The following is a 14,607-nucleotide window of genomic DNA, read 5'->3' as shown; positions in this document are numbered from 1 at the left end:
AACTGCCTGTCCCTCAGTTCATGCCCAGCCCGACGGGCGCGTCAACGGCGCACACGCGCGCGGGTGTTCGCCTTTCCGGCCACCGCGTGACCGATGGTTCCGATGAGCAGCAGGGCGACCACCGTGCCCAGCGTGAATGCCTCGAACGCCGTCCGCGACACCCCCCACGTGTCGTGGAAGTCGTACGTGATGCCCAGCAGCGCCTCCAGCGTGCCCGGGAACAGGGCCGCCCATGAGCCGGTCAGGATCCACGCGTAGACCAGCGCCGCGCAGATCATGAACCCCTTCGTCCCGAAGGGGACGCGGTACGGGCGCGGCACGTCCCGGTGCCGCAGGCGCAGGACCGCCAGGGCCGGGATCACCGTCAGGTACGAGAGCAGCAGCGTCGTCACCGCGACGGTCAGGACGACCGAGAACACCGCCGCCGCGTCGCCGTCCGCGAGCCGCATCGCCGCCACCATGAACACCGTCGCGATCGCCCCCGACAGCAGGTTCGTGCGTACCGGTGTGCCCAGCGCCGGGTGGAACGCGCCCAGCTTGCGGCTGAAGAAGCCGCCGTCCGCCGCCGCCATCGCCTGCATCCGGTCGCTGACGATCATCCAGGCGCTGCCCTGGGTGAGGAGCGCGAAGACGAAGAGGAGCGCGATCGCCTTCAGGAGTGCGCCGCTTGCGCCTCCGTAGATCGTGAAGATGGTCTGGGCGCCCTCCATGAAGCCGCCGATGCCGGTCACCTTGCCGGGCGGGACCACGGAGAGGATCGCCAGGACGGGGAGCAGATAGCAGGCCGCCGCGATCGCCGCGGAGCGTCCGAGGGCCGTGGGGACGTCGCGCTGCGGGTTGTGCATCTCCTCGCCCGCCGCGTTCGGGGCCTCGAAGCCCACGTACGCGAAGAGGAGTACCGGGACGAGCGCCAGGAAGCCGGCTGTCGTGGGGGTGAAGGTGGCGGTGGTGTGGTCCGCCGTTCCTGTCAGCCCCTGGAAGCCGTGCTCCAGTCCGTACGCCACTGCCGTCGCCGTGAACACGGTGAGCGCGAGGACCTTGGCCGCCGCCCCCGCCGTGGTGATCCATTTGCCTTTGCGCAGCGAGACCACGGCCGTGAGGATCGCCGTCCAGATGAACACCGTCTTGAACGCGTAGTCCGCGAACGTGCCCTGGCCCAGGCGGAACACGAAGCCGTCCCAGGTCTGGGCCGCGAGGAACACGAGCGAGCCGCCCAGCCAGATCGGGTTCGTCACCCAGTAGAAGAGCGTCGTGATCGCCGCCGTCAGCCGGCCGAACGCCAGCTTCACCCAGACGTAGGGGCCGCCCTCCTGGGGGAAGGCCGCGCCGGTCTCCGCGAAGAGCAGCGCGTACGGGACGAGGAACGCGACCGCGATGACCGCCGTCCACGTCACCGCCTCTCCGCCGCCCGTCGCGATCTGGCCCACCGTGTCGAAGGAGATCACCGCGGCCACCGCCATCGCCGTGATGTCGAAGCGGCGGAGACTTCTGTGGAGGTTGGGGGTGGAGAGGGGAGTGCTGTCCGGGTCCGCGGGGGCGCGGCTGCTTTCCGCGTCCGCGGGGGTGGTCGTGCCGGGTGGAGGTGCTGCTTGTTCTTTGTAGTCGGGCACGTCTGTGTCCTCGTGAGCTGGGGACGGGTGGGACGGTGCGGGTGGCTTGGGGGCGCTCGGTGGTTCGTGGGGAAGGGCCCCGGGGGCTACTTGGTGATGTCGCCCGCCGGTGTCGTGCGTTCGAGGACCGAGCGCATCGCCGTCGCCGCCTCCTTCGCCTCCTGCTCCGTCATGATCAGCGGCGGGGACAGGACCAGGCTGTGGGCCGAGTCGCGGACGATGACGCCCGTCTCCCTGCGGATCACGTCGTGCGGCATGCAGGCCGGGTTCATGGGGAGGGGGGCGCGGGTCTCACGGTCCGCGACCAGCTCCACCGCCAGCATCATGCCGACCGAGCGGATCTCGCCGACGATCGGCAGGTCGCCCAGCGCGTCGGTGAGCTGGTGGTGGAGGTACTCGCCCATCGTGACGGCGCGCGACAGGAGGTTCTCCCGCTCGATGATGTCGAGGTTCGCGAGCGCCACGGCCGCCGCCACCGGGTGCCCGTTGTACGTGTAGCCCATCGGGAAGCCGTGGTCCTGGAGCAGCGCCTCGGTCACCTGGTCGGAGACCAGGAGCGCGCCGAGCGGTGTGTAGCCCGACGTGATGCCCTTGGCCGTCGTGATGATGTCCGGCTTCACGTCGAAGTGCTGGGCCGCGAACCATTCGCCCACGCGGCCGTACGCCGTCACCACCTCGTCGAAGATGAGGAGGATGCCGTGCCGGTCGAGGACCTCGCGTACGCGCGGCCAGTAGTCCGCCGGCGGGACCAGCATGCCGCCCACGCCCATGATGGGCTCGCCGATCATCGCCGCGATGTTGGAGGCGCCGATCTCCGCGATGCGGCCCTCCAGTTCGGCGATCAGGAAGTCGGTGGGGTCGGCGTCACCGTAGAGCTCCGTGCGGTACGGCCACGGGGGCGTCAGGTGGCTGACGTGCGGCATCATCGGGGCGAAGCCCTCGTGGTAGACCGGGAAGCCGGTGGCCGAGCCGCCGCCGTAGCCGATGCCGTGGTACGCCTTGTCGCGGGCCAGGATCCAGGTGCGGGAGCCCTCGCCCCGGCGGTGGTGGTAGTAGCGGGCCATCTTGATGGCCGCCTCGTTGCCCTCCGAGCCGCCCGACGTGAAGTAGACGTGGTTGAGGTTGTCGGGAGCCAGCGTGGCGAGGCGTTCGGCCAGGTGGATCGCCTTGTCGTTCGAGAACTCCCAGAAGCTCGTGAAGTATTCGAGCTGCTGCATCTGCGCGTGCGCGACGTCCGCGATCTCCTTGCGGCCGTGGCCGACCTGGGCGAGCCAGAGCCCGCCGGTCGCGTCGAGGTAGCTGCGGCCCTCCGCGTCGGTGAGGCGGCAGCCCTTGCCCTCCGCCATCACCACGCGCTCCTCGGCGGTGCCGGGGAGGTAGGGGTGGATGATGTGCGCCCGGTCCGTGGCGGCGAGCTGCTGTGCGGGGGTGAGGGTCATGGTGTTCGTCCCTTCGGGAGGTCGTGCGGAAGGTCGGGGAGCCGTCCGGGCGGTCGCCGTCGGGCCCGGTTGCGGGTCCGGGTTCACGCGTAGGTGATCCACGTCGTCTTCAGGCCCGTGTACTTGTCGAGGGAGTGGAGCGACAGGTCCCTGCCGTGGCCCGACTGCTTGAAGCCGCCGAACGGCGTGAGCGGGCTCAGCGCGTCGACCGTGTTCACCGAGACCGTCCCGGCGTGCAGGGCGTCCGCCACGCGGTGGGCGCGGGCCAGGTCCCTCGTCCACAGCGAGGCCGCAAGGCCGTACGGGGAGTCGTTGGCGGTCCGTACCGCCTCTGCCTCCGTGGTGAAGGGGTGGACCGTCAGGACCGGGCCGAAGAGTTCCTCGCTCGCCAGGGGTGCGTCGGGGCGCAGGCCGGTGACGATCGTGGGCGTGAGGTACGCGCCGTCGCGTGTGCCGCCCGTGATCACCTTGCCGTCCGATGCCTCGATCGCGCCGAGGACGCGAATGGCCTGGGCTTCGTCCACCAGCGGGCCGAGGTTCGTGTCGGGGTCCAGGGGGTCGCCCGGCACGAAGCGTGCCGCGTGTTCCGCGACGCGGGCCGTGAACTCCTCGGCGATCGAACTCTCCACCAGGAGGCGGGTGTTGGCCGAGCAGACCTGGCCGGCGTTGTACGCGAATCCCCAGGCCGCGCGCTCTGCCGCCGCGTCCAGGTCCGCGTCGGCGAAGACCACGTTCGGGCTCTTGCCGCCCGCCTCCGGCCAGACCTGCTTCATGTTCGACTCGGCGGCGTAGGACTGGAAGAGGCGGGCGACCTTCGTCGAGCCCGTGAAGACCAGGGTGTCGACGTCCTTGTGCAGGCCGAGGGCCCGGCCCGCCGTGTCTCCCATGCCGGGGACGACGTTCAGTACGCCGTCGGGGAGACCCGCCTCCGCCGCCAGTTCGGCCAGGCGCAGGGCCGACAGCGGAGACTGTTCCGCCGGCTTGAGGACGACGCTGTTGCCCGCCGCGAGGGCCGGCGCCAGCTTCCAACTCGCCAGGTCCAGCGGGAAGTTCCACGGGACCACGGCGCCCACCACACCCAGCGGTGTCCTGCGGACCGTCGCCAGATTGCCCGGGGGCGTCGGCGCGATCTCGTCGTACAGCTTGTCCGCGGCCTCCGCGTACCAGGCGAAGACGCCGGCCGCACCGGGCACGTCCGTGCCGTACGACTCGGCGATCGGCTTGCCCATGTCGAGGGTGTCGAGGAGGGCCAGCTCCTGCGCGTTCGCGGTGATCAGCTCGGCGAGCCCGAGCAGGACGCGCTTGCGGGCCGCGGGGTCGGCGCGGGACCAGCGGCCGTCCTCGAAGGACGTGCGGGCCGCGCGGACCGCCGCGTCGATCTCGGGCGCTTCGCCCCGGGCGACGTGTGCCGTGACCTTGCCCGTGGCCGGGTCGACGGTGGGGAAGGTGGCCTGGGACCGCGCCTCGGTCCATGTGCCGTTGATGAACGCCCTGGTGCGTGGCGTCAGTTCGGCTGCTCGGCGCTGCCAGTCTGCGTAGGTGGTCATGCGGCGGCTCCCTCTACTTCTTTGAGACCGGATTCAAACAATGGGGTGCCGGGCCGTCAATGCCCTGGACGCAAGGAACTTGATTTATTTGAACTGAGTAACAGAGAATTAACCCATGGGGAACAAGCCTGGGAGACCGAAGAACCAGACGGCGCGCCGCGAGGCCCTCGTCGACGCGGCGGGGCGCGCCATCGCCGAGCGGGGCCTGGAGGGGCTGCGCATCAAGGACATCGCCGCCGAGGCGGGCATGTCCGCGGGGTCGGTTCTGTACTACTACCCGGAGATGGACGAGCTGGTCCTCGAAGTGCACCGGGGCGCCGTGGAGCGCTATCTGGCCGCGCGGCAGGGGGCCGTGGACGGGGCGACCGGGGCCGCCGCACGGCTGCGGGCCCTCGTGGGGAGCGGACTGCCGGGCGGCTCGGGGGACGCCGTGCACGGACTGCTCTTCGAGCTGCACCGGCGCGCCGACCGCAGCTCCGGGCACGCGACGTTGATGGCGTCGCTCTTCGCACGCGAGGTCGCCCTGTACGCGACGGTGCTCGAAGTCGGATCGGCCGTCGGGGAGTTCACGCTCACCGAGCCCGTCACCGACCTCGCGCGCAACCTCGTCGCACTGGAGGACGGCTACGGGCTGCACATCGTCAGCCGCAACGCCGAGCTGACGCCGGACGTCGCCCGGCGCCTGCTCCTCGGCTACGCGCGGACCGTCACCGGCTGCCCGGAGCTGTGAGCCGGGCCCGCTCCCGGTCGTCGCCCGCGAGGGCCACCGCGGTGAGCGCCATGCCCAGCGCGCCGTCGAGGACCGCCCGGTCCGCGTCCGGGGTGACGCACGCCGCCGCGAACTCCTTCTGGTGGTTGACCGCGGGCAGCGAGTTGATGCCCAGGTAGGGGTGGATGGCGGGCAGGACGCGGGAGACGTTTCCCATGTCCGTGGAGGCCCGGTTCATCCGGGCCTCCGGGGATCCGGAGCTGTCGAAGGTACGGCCGAGGGATCCGGCCGCCTGCCGGTAGGCGGCCAGCATCGCGGCATCGTTGCGGAACTCCGAGTACGGGCGGGACTCCGGCTCTATTTCGAGATCGCAGGCCGAGGCCAGGGCGCCGGCCTCGAAGCATTTCTCGACGCGGGGCTGGAGCGCGGACAGCTCCTCGAGACTGCCCGCGCGCACGTACCAGCGGCCCTCCGTCAGCTCCGGGATCGCGTTCGGGGCCTCCCCGCCGCGCGTCACCATGCCGTGCACGCGCGTGGAGGACGGGAGCTGCTGGCGCAGGAGTCCGATGGCGACCTGGGCGATCGTGAAGGCGTCCGCCGCGTTGCGGCCCCGCTCCGGATAGGCAGCCGCGTGCGCCGCCTTGCCGTGGTAGCGGACCTTGAGGTGCGCGACCGCGTACGGGTCGGCCTCGGCGACGTCCGCGGGACCGGGGTGCACCATCATCGCCGCGTGCACCCCGTCGAAGGCGCCGCGCTCCAGCATGAGGATCTTGCCGCCGCCGCCCTCTTCGGCCGGAGTGCCGAAGACGGTGACCTTGAGGCCCAGCTCGTCCGCCACAGGCGCCAGTCCGGCCGCGGCGCCCACGGCGGCCGCCGCGATGACGTTGTGCCCGCAGGCGTGGCCGAGGCCGGGCAGCGCGTCGTACTCGGCGCAGATCGCGAGATGGAGCGGGCCGCTGCCGACGGTGGCGGTGAAGGCGGTGGGCAGACCCGCGGTGCCGGTCACGACCTCGTAGCCGAGGTCGTCGAGGGCGTACGCGGTCCAGCGCGCCGCCTTCTCCTCCTCCCACGCCACCTCGGGGTTCGCGTGGATGCGACGGCTCAGGGCGAGGAGTTCGGGCGCCGCCTTCGCGACCGCCTCGCGCACGGGCCTCACTCGTCCCCCGGCACGCCGTAGTTCGGTGCCGCGTCCGGGGCGAGCGCCCGTTGTACGTACGCCTCCTGCTGTGGCTCCCACAGTTTCCACAGGTCCGCGAGCTCCGCGATCGGGTCGCCCTCGGTCCAGTCGACGCGCAGGTCCGTCACCGGCCACTGCTGTGCGTCGACGACGAGAAGCCCGGCCGAGTGGACGGGGCCCGCCTCGCCGCCCGCCGCCGCACCCGCGGCCAGCGCGTCGACGAGGCGCCGGGCCAGCGGAGCCTGCGGATCCGCGCCCGTGAACGCGTCGAGTACCGCCCGGGGGACCCCGGGGCCCGACAGGATGTTCCCCGCGGCCACGGCGTCGGGGCCGACCGCCTCGGCGTACGTGCCGAGGGTCCGCGCGCCCGAGAAGACCGCGCCGGGACCGGAGGCGCCGACGGCCGACAACTGCCGCCACTGAGCGTGAGGTTGGGCGGCCACCTCGCGTACGGCCGCCTGCGCGGGCACCCCGGATTCCAGGAGGTCGAGCAGGCGGGTGCCCAGGCGCGGGTCGGTGACGTTCTGGGAGCAGACCGCGCCCACTCCGGGCCGTACGTGTGCGCAGCGCGCGGCGACGGCCGGCGAGGACGAGGTGACGGCCACCCCGAACCGACCCGTGCGCGGGCACCGCGCGGCGATCGAGAACGTCATCGGCGCTCCTTCGGGATGACGGCCGTCGCGTCGATCTCGACGAGCCACTCCGGACGGGCGAGCGCCGAGACGACCAGGCCCGTGGAGACGTAGTGGACGCCCTTCAGCCAGCGGCCCATGACGCGGTAGACGGGCTCGCGGAAGCGGATGTCCGTCAGATAGACGGTGATCTTGACGATGTCGTCGAGGCGGCTGCCGGACTCCTCCAGGAGCGTCGCGATGTTCGCCATGGCCTTCTCGGCCTGGGCGCCGACGTCCCCTACGCCGACGTTCTCGCGGGTGTCGAGATCCTGGCCGATCTGGCCGCGCAGATACACCGTGCCGTCGGCGACGACCGCCTGCGCGAGGTCGTTGGACAGGTCCTGCTCGGGATAGGTGTCCGCCGTGTTGAAGGGGCGGATGCGCCGGTGGGTCGTCACTTGGCCTTCCTCCCGAGGGTGCCGAGGACGTTGTCGCTGAGGCGGGCCGCGTCCTTCACCAGGTCGAGCGGGCCCTCCCAGTCGAAGTTGCGGTACACCGCGCCGAGGTGCGCGAACGGCGGGGACTGCGCGAAGAGCTGGAAGGTCAGCCGGTGGCCCGCGTAGTCCGAGTTGAGCAGGTCACGGGCGTACGCGAGGAGCTTGCGGCGGTCCTCGGCGACCCAGTGCTCGTTGATCGAGTAGAACTTGTCGAGCCACGGCTTGGTGTCCGGGTGGTCGAAGGACGCCTTGTCGGGCGTGATGCAGATCTGCCCGCCGCACAGCTCGCGCGCGATGTGCATCATCTCGTGCAGCTGCGAGCAGGCCAGGACGCGGCCGGTGTACAGCAGCGACTGGTTCGGCATGAGGAGCCCGCCGGGGCTGGGCTCGGCCATCGCGATCGACGCGGTCAGGTGCGCGTTGATGCCCTCCCGGTAGCAGGCCAGCGTCGCCAGCTTCTCCTGTACGGCCTGCTGCTTCTCCAGGCCCGTCTGCTTCACGTTCCACAGCGCGGCGCCGATCATCAGGTCCGCGAGCCGCAGGTTGCGCTGCGTGAACGCGAACGCGCTGTAGCGGTGGAGCGTGGCGCGGATGAAGGTCGCGGCCTTGGTGTCCCGGTAGAAGAGGACGTTCTCCCAGGGGATCTCGACATCGTCGAAGACGACCAGGGTGTCGACCTCGTCGAAGCGGCTGGAGACCGGGTAGTCGGCGGGCGGCTTGGTGCCGGCGAAGCCCGTACGGCAGATGTACTTCAGTCCCGGCGAGCCCATGTCGGCGATGAAACCGAGGGCGTAGTCGGAGAGTTCGGAGTCGCCCCAGTTCGCGATCGTCGGCTTCGTGAACGCCTGGTTCGAGTAGGCGGCGGCCGTCTCGTACTTGGCGCCGCGCACGACGATGCCACTGTCCGTCTCCCGCACGACGTGCAGGAGCATGTCCGGGTCCTGGTCCTGGGGGCGCTTGGAGCGGTCGCCCTTCGGGTCGGTGTTCGCCGAGACGTGGAAGGGGTCGGCGTACAGCGCGTGGTCGATGTGCCGCTTGACGTTCTCCGCGTACGCCGGGTTGATCGCGTTGAGGACGTCCTGGCCGTCGATGAGCGACCAGACCTCGCCGATCGTCTCGTCCCCGACGCGCGTGACGACCCCGCCGACATCGCTCAGCACGGCGTCCGTCGCTGCCCGCTTCGCGTCCCAGTCCTCGCGGGTGCGCGGCGGCTTCTGCTGGATCGCGTTGACCTCACCGGTCGACGCGTCCTCGTATGTCATGGAGTCCCGGGTCGCCGGGTCGTGCGCCATGTCGTAGATGCGGGCGCGTATGTCGACCAGCGGCTTGAACGCGGGGTGCGTGGTCACGTCGGTGACCTTCTCGCCGTTCATCCATACGTCGCGGCCGTCGCGGATCGACTCGCGGTACTGGTCTCCGGTGCGGATCATGCGCCGTGCTCCTTGAGGGAGTTGAGGGGGCTCGGGGTGGCGTACGTACGGGCGTGGTGGACGAGCGGGTGGGCGCCGGACGCCGCGGAGGCGACGACGGCGCCGAACAGGACCTGGTGGGTGCCCCGCGTGACGGAGTCGGCGAGCCGGCAGTCGAAGACGGCGGCCGCGCCGCGCAGGACGGGGGCGCCGGTGGCGAGCACGTCCCACTCGGCGCAGTCGAAGTCGTACGGGCCGCTGCCCTGGGCGGGGCGGCCCGCGAACACGTCCGAGACGTGGGCCTGGCCGGTGGCGAGGACGCTCACGGCGACGACGCCGTTGCGCACGGCGGCCGCGGCGAGGGGGCTCCGCTCGTTCACACAGACCAGCAGCGAGGGCGGGTCGGCGGAGACGGAGCACATGGCGGACACGGTCTGGGCGAAGCGACCGGCCGGTCCTTCTGTGGAGACAACGGTCACGCCCGTCGCGGCGTTCCCCATCGCGGCCACGAAGTCCTGGCGGGATGTGAGGAGTTGGTCCGGAGCAATGGTCATGAGCGGCCTCCCTCGGAGCGAGTGGGCTGTGGTGCGACCACTATGCGAGGGGAAGCCTGCATCCGTACAACAGATCTTTTCGTGCTACTGGATCTGTTTTGAAGATAGCTTCGGACGTACCGCCCTGAGCTGGGCTCTCAGGACCTGAGCGCCTCCCGGCACGCCGTCGCGAACGCCTGCGCGCGGCCCGTCAGCCGGACCCCGCGCAGCTTCGCCAGGACGACGGGGAGCGCGGGCAGCGCGTCGGCGAGCGGCAGGGCGACGACGCTCGAACCGTCGTACGTGCGGTCGTGCGCGGGCCGCTGATTGAGCAGCGACCAGCCGTATCCGGCGGCGACGAGGGCGCGCACCGTCTCGTAGCTCCTCGTGCGGTGGCTGACACGCGGCTCGACGCCGGCCTTGGCGGCGACGGACCGGAAGTAGTCGCGGCTGGCGGGCAGGTCGAGCAGGATCATCGGCTCGTCCGCGAGGTCCGCGAGGCGGGCCCGGCCGCCGCCCGCGAGCCGGTGGCCCTCGGGGACCAGGGCGTAGGGCGGGGCCATCGCGAGGACCTCGCACTCGATGTCGGCGTCGAGGTCCATGTCGTAGAGCAGCGCCAGTTCGCAGGCGCCCGTGCGCAGACTCTCCTGCACGGCCGGGATGTCGCCCTCGACGACCTCGACGCGCACGGCGGGCTGGCGCTCGCCGAACTCCCGCAGCAGGCGGGGCAGATAGAACGGGGCGAGCGTCTGGAAGCAGCCCACCGCCAGCTCGCCCACGAGGTCGGCGCCCAGGCTCCTGGCCGATTCGGCGAGTTCGTCGGCGTGGGTGAGGAAGCCGCGCAGCTCGTGCAGGAACCGCTCCCCCGCGGCCGTCAGCTCCAGCCCCTTCGCGTGCCGGCGGATCAGGAGCTGCACACCGAGCTCGCGCTCCAGGTGGTGCACGGCGGTGGAGACCGCGGACTGCGAGACGTTGATGCGGTGCGCGGCGGCGGTCATGCCGCCGAGCTCGGCGGCGGCGAGGAAGTACCTCAGCTGCACGAGGGTGAAGTTCGCGTCCTTGGCCATGGCGGGATTGTGCCCCGGGCGCCCGCGAGCTGTCTGCATCTCGAAAACAGATGTAACTCCCGGGAAATCGATGTTTGACCGGGGATTGCGAGGGTGGCGAGACTCCCCAACCGACCCGCATGCCCGAACACCCCCGCCCGCCCTCTCGTTTTCCGGACAGGGAGTCCGTATGCCCGCCACACCCGAGGCGGCCCCGGCCGTCGAGCAGCACACCATCGACCACGTCCCCGAGAACGAGCGCCACGGCCGCGTCCGTGACCTGTTCACCATGTGGTTCGGCACGAACATCGCGCCGCTGCCGCTGGTCACCGGCGCCATGGGCGTCCAGGTCTTCCACCAGTCGTTCTGGTCGAGCGTCGCGGCGATCCTGGTGGGCCAGCTCGTCGGCGCCGTCTTCATGGCGCTGCACTCGGCGCAGGGCCCGCAGCTCGGCGTCCCGCAGATGATCCAGAGCCGGGCGCAGTTCGGCAGCGTGGGCGCCCTGCTCATCGTGGTCGTGGCGGCCGCGATGTACATAGGCTTCTTCGCCTCGAACATCATCCTGGCGGGCAAGTCGCTGCACGGCCTCGCGCCCGCCGTGCCCGTCGACGCGGGCATCGTGCTGGGGGCGGTCGGCTCGGCGCTGATCTGCTGGGTCGGCTACCGCCTCATCCACACCCTCAACAAGATCGCGACGTGGGTGCTCGGGGCGGGCATCCTGGTCGGCCTTGCCATGGTGGTCGCGCGCGGCCTGCCCGGCGGCTTCTTCTCCGCGGGCTCCTTCACGTTCGCGGGCTGGCTCGCGACGGTGTCCCTGAGCGCCCTGTGGCAACTGGCCTTCGCCCCGTACGTCTCCGACTACTCCCGCTACCTGCCGCGCACCGTACGTACGGCGTCGACCTTCTGGGCCACGTACTGGGGTTCGTGTCTCGGCTCGACGCTGCCGTTCCTCGCGGGCACGGTGATCGGCCTCGCGTCGCCCGGCACGGACGACACCGTGGCGGGCTTCGACAGCGCGGCGGGCGGTTTCGGCCCGGTCGTGCTGCTCCTCTTCCTCTTCTCGGTCATCAACCACAACGCGCTCAACCTCTACGGCGCGGTGCTGTCCCTGATCACCGTCTGCCAGACGTTCCGCCCCGCGTGGACCCCGCGCCAGAGGGCACGCGGCGTCGTCTCCGCGGCGGTCCTCGTGGGCGCGCTGCTCATCGCGACGGCGCTGTCCAGCGACTTCGTCTCCAGCTTCGTGAACCTCGTACTGGTCCTGCTCGTCGTCCTCGTCCCTTGGACGGCGATCAACCTCATCGACTTCTATCTCGTCCACCGCGGGCGCTACGCCCTCGGCGACCTCTTCGCGCCCGACGGCGGGCGCTACGGCCGCTTCAACCCGGTGGCCCTGACCTCGTACGCGATCGGCATCGCGGTCCAACTCCCCTTCGTCGCCACGTCGCTGTACACGGGCCCCCTGGTCGCCCCGCTCGGCGGCGCGGACCTGTCCTGGCTCGTGGGCCTGGTGGTGACGGCTCCCGTGTACTACGTGTGGGCGCGCCGGGTGGCGATGCGGGGCGGGACCGCGGTGACGGAGGCCGACACGACAGCGAGGACGCGGTCCGCTTCCGCGACCGCGTGACGGCGGCCCGCCGAGCCGGGCACCGCGAACCACCCCCATCCCACCTGCGTCCACACGCAGAACAGCGCATCGGGGACTTCACTTCGCCGACGTCGTAGCCCGAGGCGAGGGCCCATCCGCTCGTCCGGAACCGGGCCCTTCGCGCAACCGCCGCCGCCCCGGACAGTGTCTGTGAGCCTGAAGGCCACGCGTCTGGCCAACAGGTCCCGGGAGAGGGCGGGTTCATCGATGGCATGGGCCGGACGGGACGGAACCCGCACCGACATCGGACGCAATGGGGATGCACGGTGAAGGTGCGGCCCTCCTCGATGCCCTCCGTGCGGGGCTTGTCCGCCGGTGCGCTGGGCCTCGCGGTCTTCGCCCTGATCTCGGCATGCTCGGGGGGCGGCGCCGGCGCCGGGCGTGATGCCGGTGCGGATGGTCGTCGGCAAGTCCCCACCTGGACATCAGGCGTGACCCCCCGCCGAGGTGGGCGATCAGATGCGCGTACCGATTCCTGACGAGGCCACCGACCGGCGGGCCGCCCACCAGAACGGGTTCCAGGACGACGGGCTCCTTCTGGCCTTCACGGTGCCGACCGCGCGCGTGGACGCGTTCTTGACGCGGCTCGCCCCCGAGCAGCCACTCACCCACCGCGCCGAGGCCCTGACCCGGTCGGTGAAGCCCATGACGCCGTTCGCGCACCTCGGGCTGAAGGAGCCGGAGACGCTTGCGGACGTGCGCGGGGGGCCGGTGTGCGCGCCCTGCGCGGGCGAGTTGAACTCCCTTGAGGTGGCGGTGCATCCGATCGATGCGCAGCGCAGCCGGGTCTGCCTGCGTGGGGTCGACTGACCCGGCCGTGTCCACCGGCCCGCGGGCACCGGGTGCCGGTGGCGATGAGCGGGGAGCCGTCGGAGAGGCGGTGACCACGCTGTCCCCAGTGACTACAGGGGCTGTGGTGACTGGAGAGGCGGTGCGTGGGGCCCCGCCCTACGATGGTCTGGGTTCTTCCTGTGGGTTCTCCTCACGTGGTTGGAGTCAGCTCATGACGCGTTCGCCCAGGGGATTGCGCAGGGGGGCTGTGACCGCCGTAGCGGTGGGGACGCTCGCGGTGCCGACAGCGGGTGGGTCCGCGCTCGCCACGCCGGCCTCCGTTTCCGCCGGCCCCAGCTCCGCCTCCGTCGTCCGCGCCACCGACCCGCCCTCGCCGACCGATTCCGGGTCGGCGACGCCGGGCCAGGTTCAGAAGCTCACTCCCGCCGTGGAGAAGGAGCTCGACACCGCCGTGCAGAAAGTCATGGACGAGGCGAACGTTCCGGGTGTGACCGTCGGTGTGTGGACGCCGGACAAGGGCGAGTACGTGAAGTCCTTCGGCGTGGCCGACAAGAGCACCGGCCAGAAGATGTCGCCCGACCTGCACATGCGTATCGGCAGCGAGACCAAGACCTTCACCGTCACCTCGATCCTGCAACTGGTCGACGAGAAGAAGGTCGGCCTCGACGACCCGATCGGGAAGTACATCGACGGTGTCCCCAACGGGGACAAGATCACGATCCGTCAGCTCGCCGAGATGCGCAGCGGACTCTTCAACTACTCCGAGGACGACGGCTTCTACAAGGCGCTGACGTCGAATCCGGAGCGGCCGTTCACCCCGCAGCAGCTCCTCGACTACTCGTTCAAGCACCCCGTGCTGTTCGAGCCGGGCAAGCAGTTCTACTACTCCAACACCAACCTCATCCTGCTCGGCCTCGTGGTCGAGAAGGAGAGCGGCCGGCCGCTCCACGACTACATCCAGGACCACATCCTCACCCCGGCCGGCATGAAGCAGACACTGTTCCCGACCGGCAACGAGTTCCCGCAGCCGCACTCGCAGGGCTACACGAACCAGACCGCGAACGGGAAGATCGAGGACACGGCCGACTGGAACCCTTCCTGGGGCTGGGCCGCGGGCGCGATGATCTCCACGCTCAACGACCTGCGCATCTGGGCACCCACGGTCGCCACGGGCACGTTCCCCGACGGTGACGCGATGATCAGCCCCGCCACGCAGAAGCAGCGCCTCATCACCCCGAAGACCACGATCCCGGGCGCGGGCTACGGCCTCGGCATCTTCAACGTCCAGGGCTGGATAGGCCACAACGGCTCCCTGCCCGGCTACGAGTCCCTGACGATCTACCTGCCGTCGGCCAAGGCGACGCTCGTGGTGGTCCTGAACACGGACATCAACCACGACAACGCGGAGCCGAGCACCCTCTTCGGCCAGGCGATCACCAAGATCATCTCCCCGGACAACGTGTTCAACCTGCCGGCCCAGCCCGCGGCGAGGTGACGAACCCGAAATCCCCCGGCCCCGCTCATGAAGATGCCTCCCGTCCGCGCCGCCTGCGCGGGTGGGAGGCCCGATCGTGGAGTCCGCTCCT

General features: G+C 70.8%; 13 protein-coding genes. 4 read left to right on the top strand and 9 right to left on the bottom strand.

Translation table 11 applies throughout. The annotated features are described in order from the left end of the window. Nucleotides 1-41: 41 nt before the first annotated feature. From OHO83_RS25025 to OHO83_RS25015, 3 genes are all read right to left on the bottom strand, one after another. On the bottom strand, nucleotides 42-1,610 hold the full coding sequence (locus tag OHO83_RS25025) for an APC family permease (RefSeq protein WP_266671857.1): 1,569 nt from the start codon (nucleotides 1,608-1,610) through the stop codon (nucleotides 42-44). Nucleotides 1,611-1,696: 86 nt separating this feature from the next. Then, the gene (locus OHO83_RS25020) at nucleotides 1,697-3,049 is read right to left on the bottom strand and encodes an aminotransferase family protein (protein ID WP_266671859.1); all 1,353 of its coding nucleotides are present in this window, start codon (nucleotides 3,047-3,049) and stop codon (nucleotides 1,697-1,699) included. 83 nt (nucleotides 3,050-3,132) lie between these two features. Further along, nucleotides 3,133-4,596, bottom strand: coding sequence for an aldehyde dehydrogenase (locus tag OHO83_RS25015; RefSeq protein ID WP_266671861.1), 1,464 nt, complete (start codon nucleotides 4,594-4,596; stop codon nucleotides 3,133-3,135). A 115-nt stretch (nucleotides 4,597-4,711) separates the two neighbouring features. Between OHO83_RS25015 and OHO83_RS25010 the strand changes: the two genes are divergently transcribed. Beyond that, nucleotides 4,712-5,326, top strand: a complete 615-nt coding sequence (locus OHO83_RS25010; protein ID WP_266671863.1) for a TetR/AcrR family transcriptional regulator — start codon at nucleotides 4,712-4,714, stop codon at nucleotides 5,324-5,326. Here the strand turns inward: OHO83_RS25010 and OHO83_RS25005 are convergent. From OHO83_RS25005 to OHO83_RS24980, 6 genes are all read right to left on the bottom strand, one after another. Further along, nucleotides 5,304-6,452, bottom strand: a complete 1,149-nt coding sequence (locus OHO83_RS25005) for a M20 family metallopeptidase (protein WP_266671865.1) — start codon at nucleotides 6,450-6,452, stop codon at nucleotides 5,304-5,306. The two genes, OHO83_RS25010 and OHO83_RS25005, sit on opposite strands and share 23 nt — an antisense overlap. 5 nt (nucleotides 6,453-6,457) lie before the next feature. Then, a complete protein-coding gene (locus tag OHO83_RS25000) occupies nucleotides 6,458-7,135 on the bottom strand; it encodes a DUF1028 domain-containing protein (RefSeq protein WP_266671867.1) in 678 nt (225 codons plus the stop codon). Continuing rightward, on the bottom strand, nucleotides 7,132-7,554 hold the full coding sequence (locus tag OHO83_RS24995; RefSeq protein ID WP_266671869.1) for a RidA family protein: 423 nt from the start codon (nucleotides 7,552-7,554) through the stop codon (nucleotides 7,132-7,134). The genes OHO83_RS25000 and OHO83_RS24995 overlap by 4 nt, the downstream gene beginning before the upstream one ends. Beyond that, on the bottom strand, nucleotides 7,551-9,023 hold the full coding sequence (locus OHO83_RS24990) for a 4-hydroxyphenylacetate 3-hydroxylase family protein (RefSeq protein WP_266671871.1): 1,473 nt from the start codon (nucleotides 9,021-9,023) through the stop codon (nucleotides 7,551-7,553). The genes OHO83_RS24995 and OHO83_RS24990 overlap by 4 nt, the downstream gene beginning before the upstream one ends. Continuing rightward, nucleotides 9,020-9,556: a flavin reductase family protein gene (locus OHO83_RS24985; RefSeq protein WP_266671873.1), complete on the bottom strand. Its 537-nt coding sequence runs from the start codon at nucleotides 9,554-9,556 to the stop codon at nucleotides 9,020-9,022. The genes OHO83_RS24990 and OHO83_RS24985 overlap by 4 nt, the downstream gene beginning before the upstream one ends. Nucleotides 9,557-9,693: 137 nt before the next feature. Beyond that, entirely contained in the window at nucleotides 9,694-10,602 is a 909-nt protein-coding gene (locus OHO83_RS24980; RefSeq protein WP_266671875.1) for a LysR family transcriptional regulator, read from the bottom strand. Between the two features lie 169 nt (nucleotides 10,603-10,771). On the opposite strand from OHO83_RS24980, the gene OHO83_RS24975 reads away from it, so the two are divergent. The 3 genes from OHO83_RS24975 to OHO83_RS24965 all read left to right on the top strand — a co-directional run bounded on the left by OHO83_RS24975 (nucleotide 10,772) and on the right by OHO83_RS24965 (nucleotide 14,516). Then, complete coding sequence (locus OHO83_RS24975; protein WP_266671877.1) at nucleotides 10,772-12,208, top strand: purine-cytosine permease family protein; 1,437 nt, start codon at nucleotides 10,772-10,774, stop codon at nucleotides 12,206-12,208. A gap of 480 nt (nucleotides 12,209-12,688) precedes the next feature. Beyond that, nucleotides 12,689-13,039: a hypothetical protein gene (locus OHO83_RS24970; RefSeq protein WP_266671879.1), complete on the top strand. Its 351-nt coding sequence runs from the start codon at nucleotides 12,689-12,691 to the stop codon at nucleotides 13,037-13,039. 193 nt (nucleotides 13,040-13,232) lie between these two features. Continuing rightward, entirely contained in the window at nucleotides 13,233-14,516 is a 1,284-nt protein-coding gene (locus OHO83_RS24965; protein ID WP_266671881.1) for a serine hydrolase domain-containing protein, read from the top strand. Nucleotides 14,517-14,607: the final 91 nt, after the last annotated feature.

It is taken from the genome of Streptomyces sp. NBC_00569, from assembly GCF_036345255.1.
Classification (GTDB): Bacteria; Actinomycetota; Actinomycetes; order Streptomycetales; family Streptomycetaceae; genus Streptomyces.
Note: the sequence above shows the minus strand (reverse complement) of the source record. Positions and strands in the feature narration are given on the sequence as shown.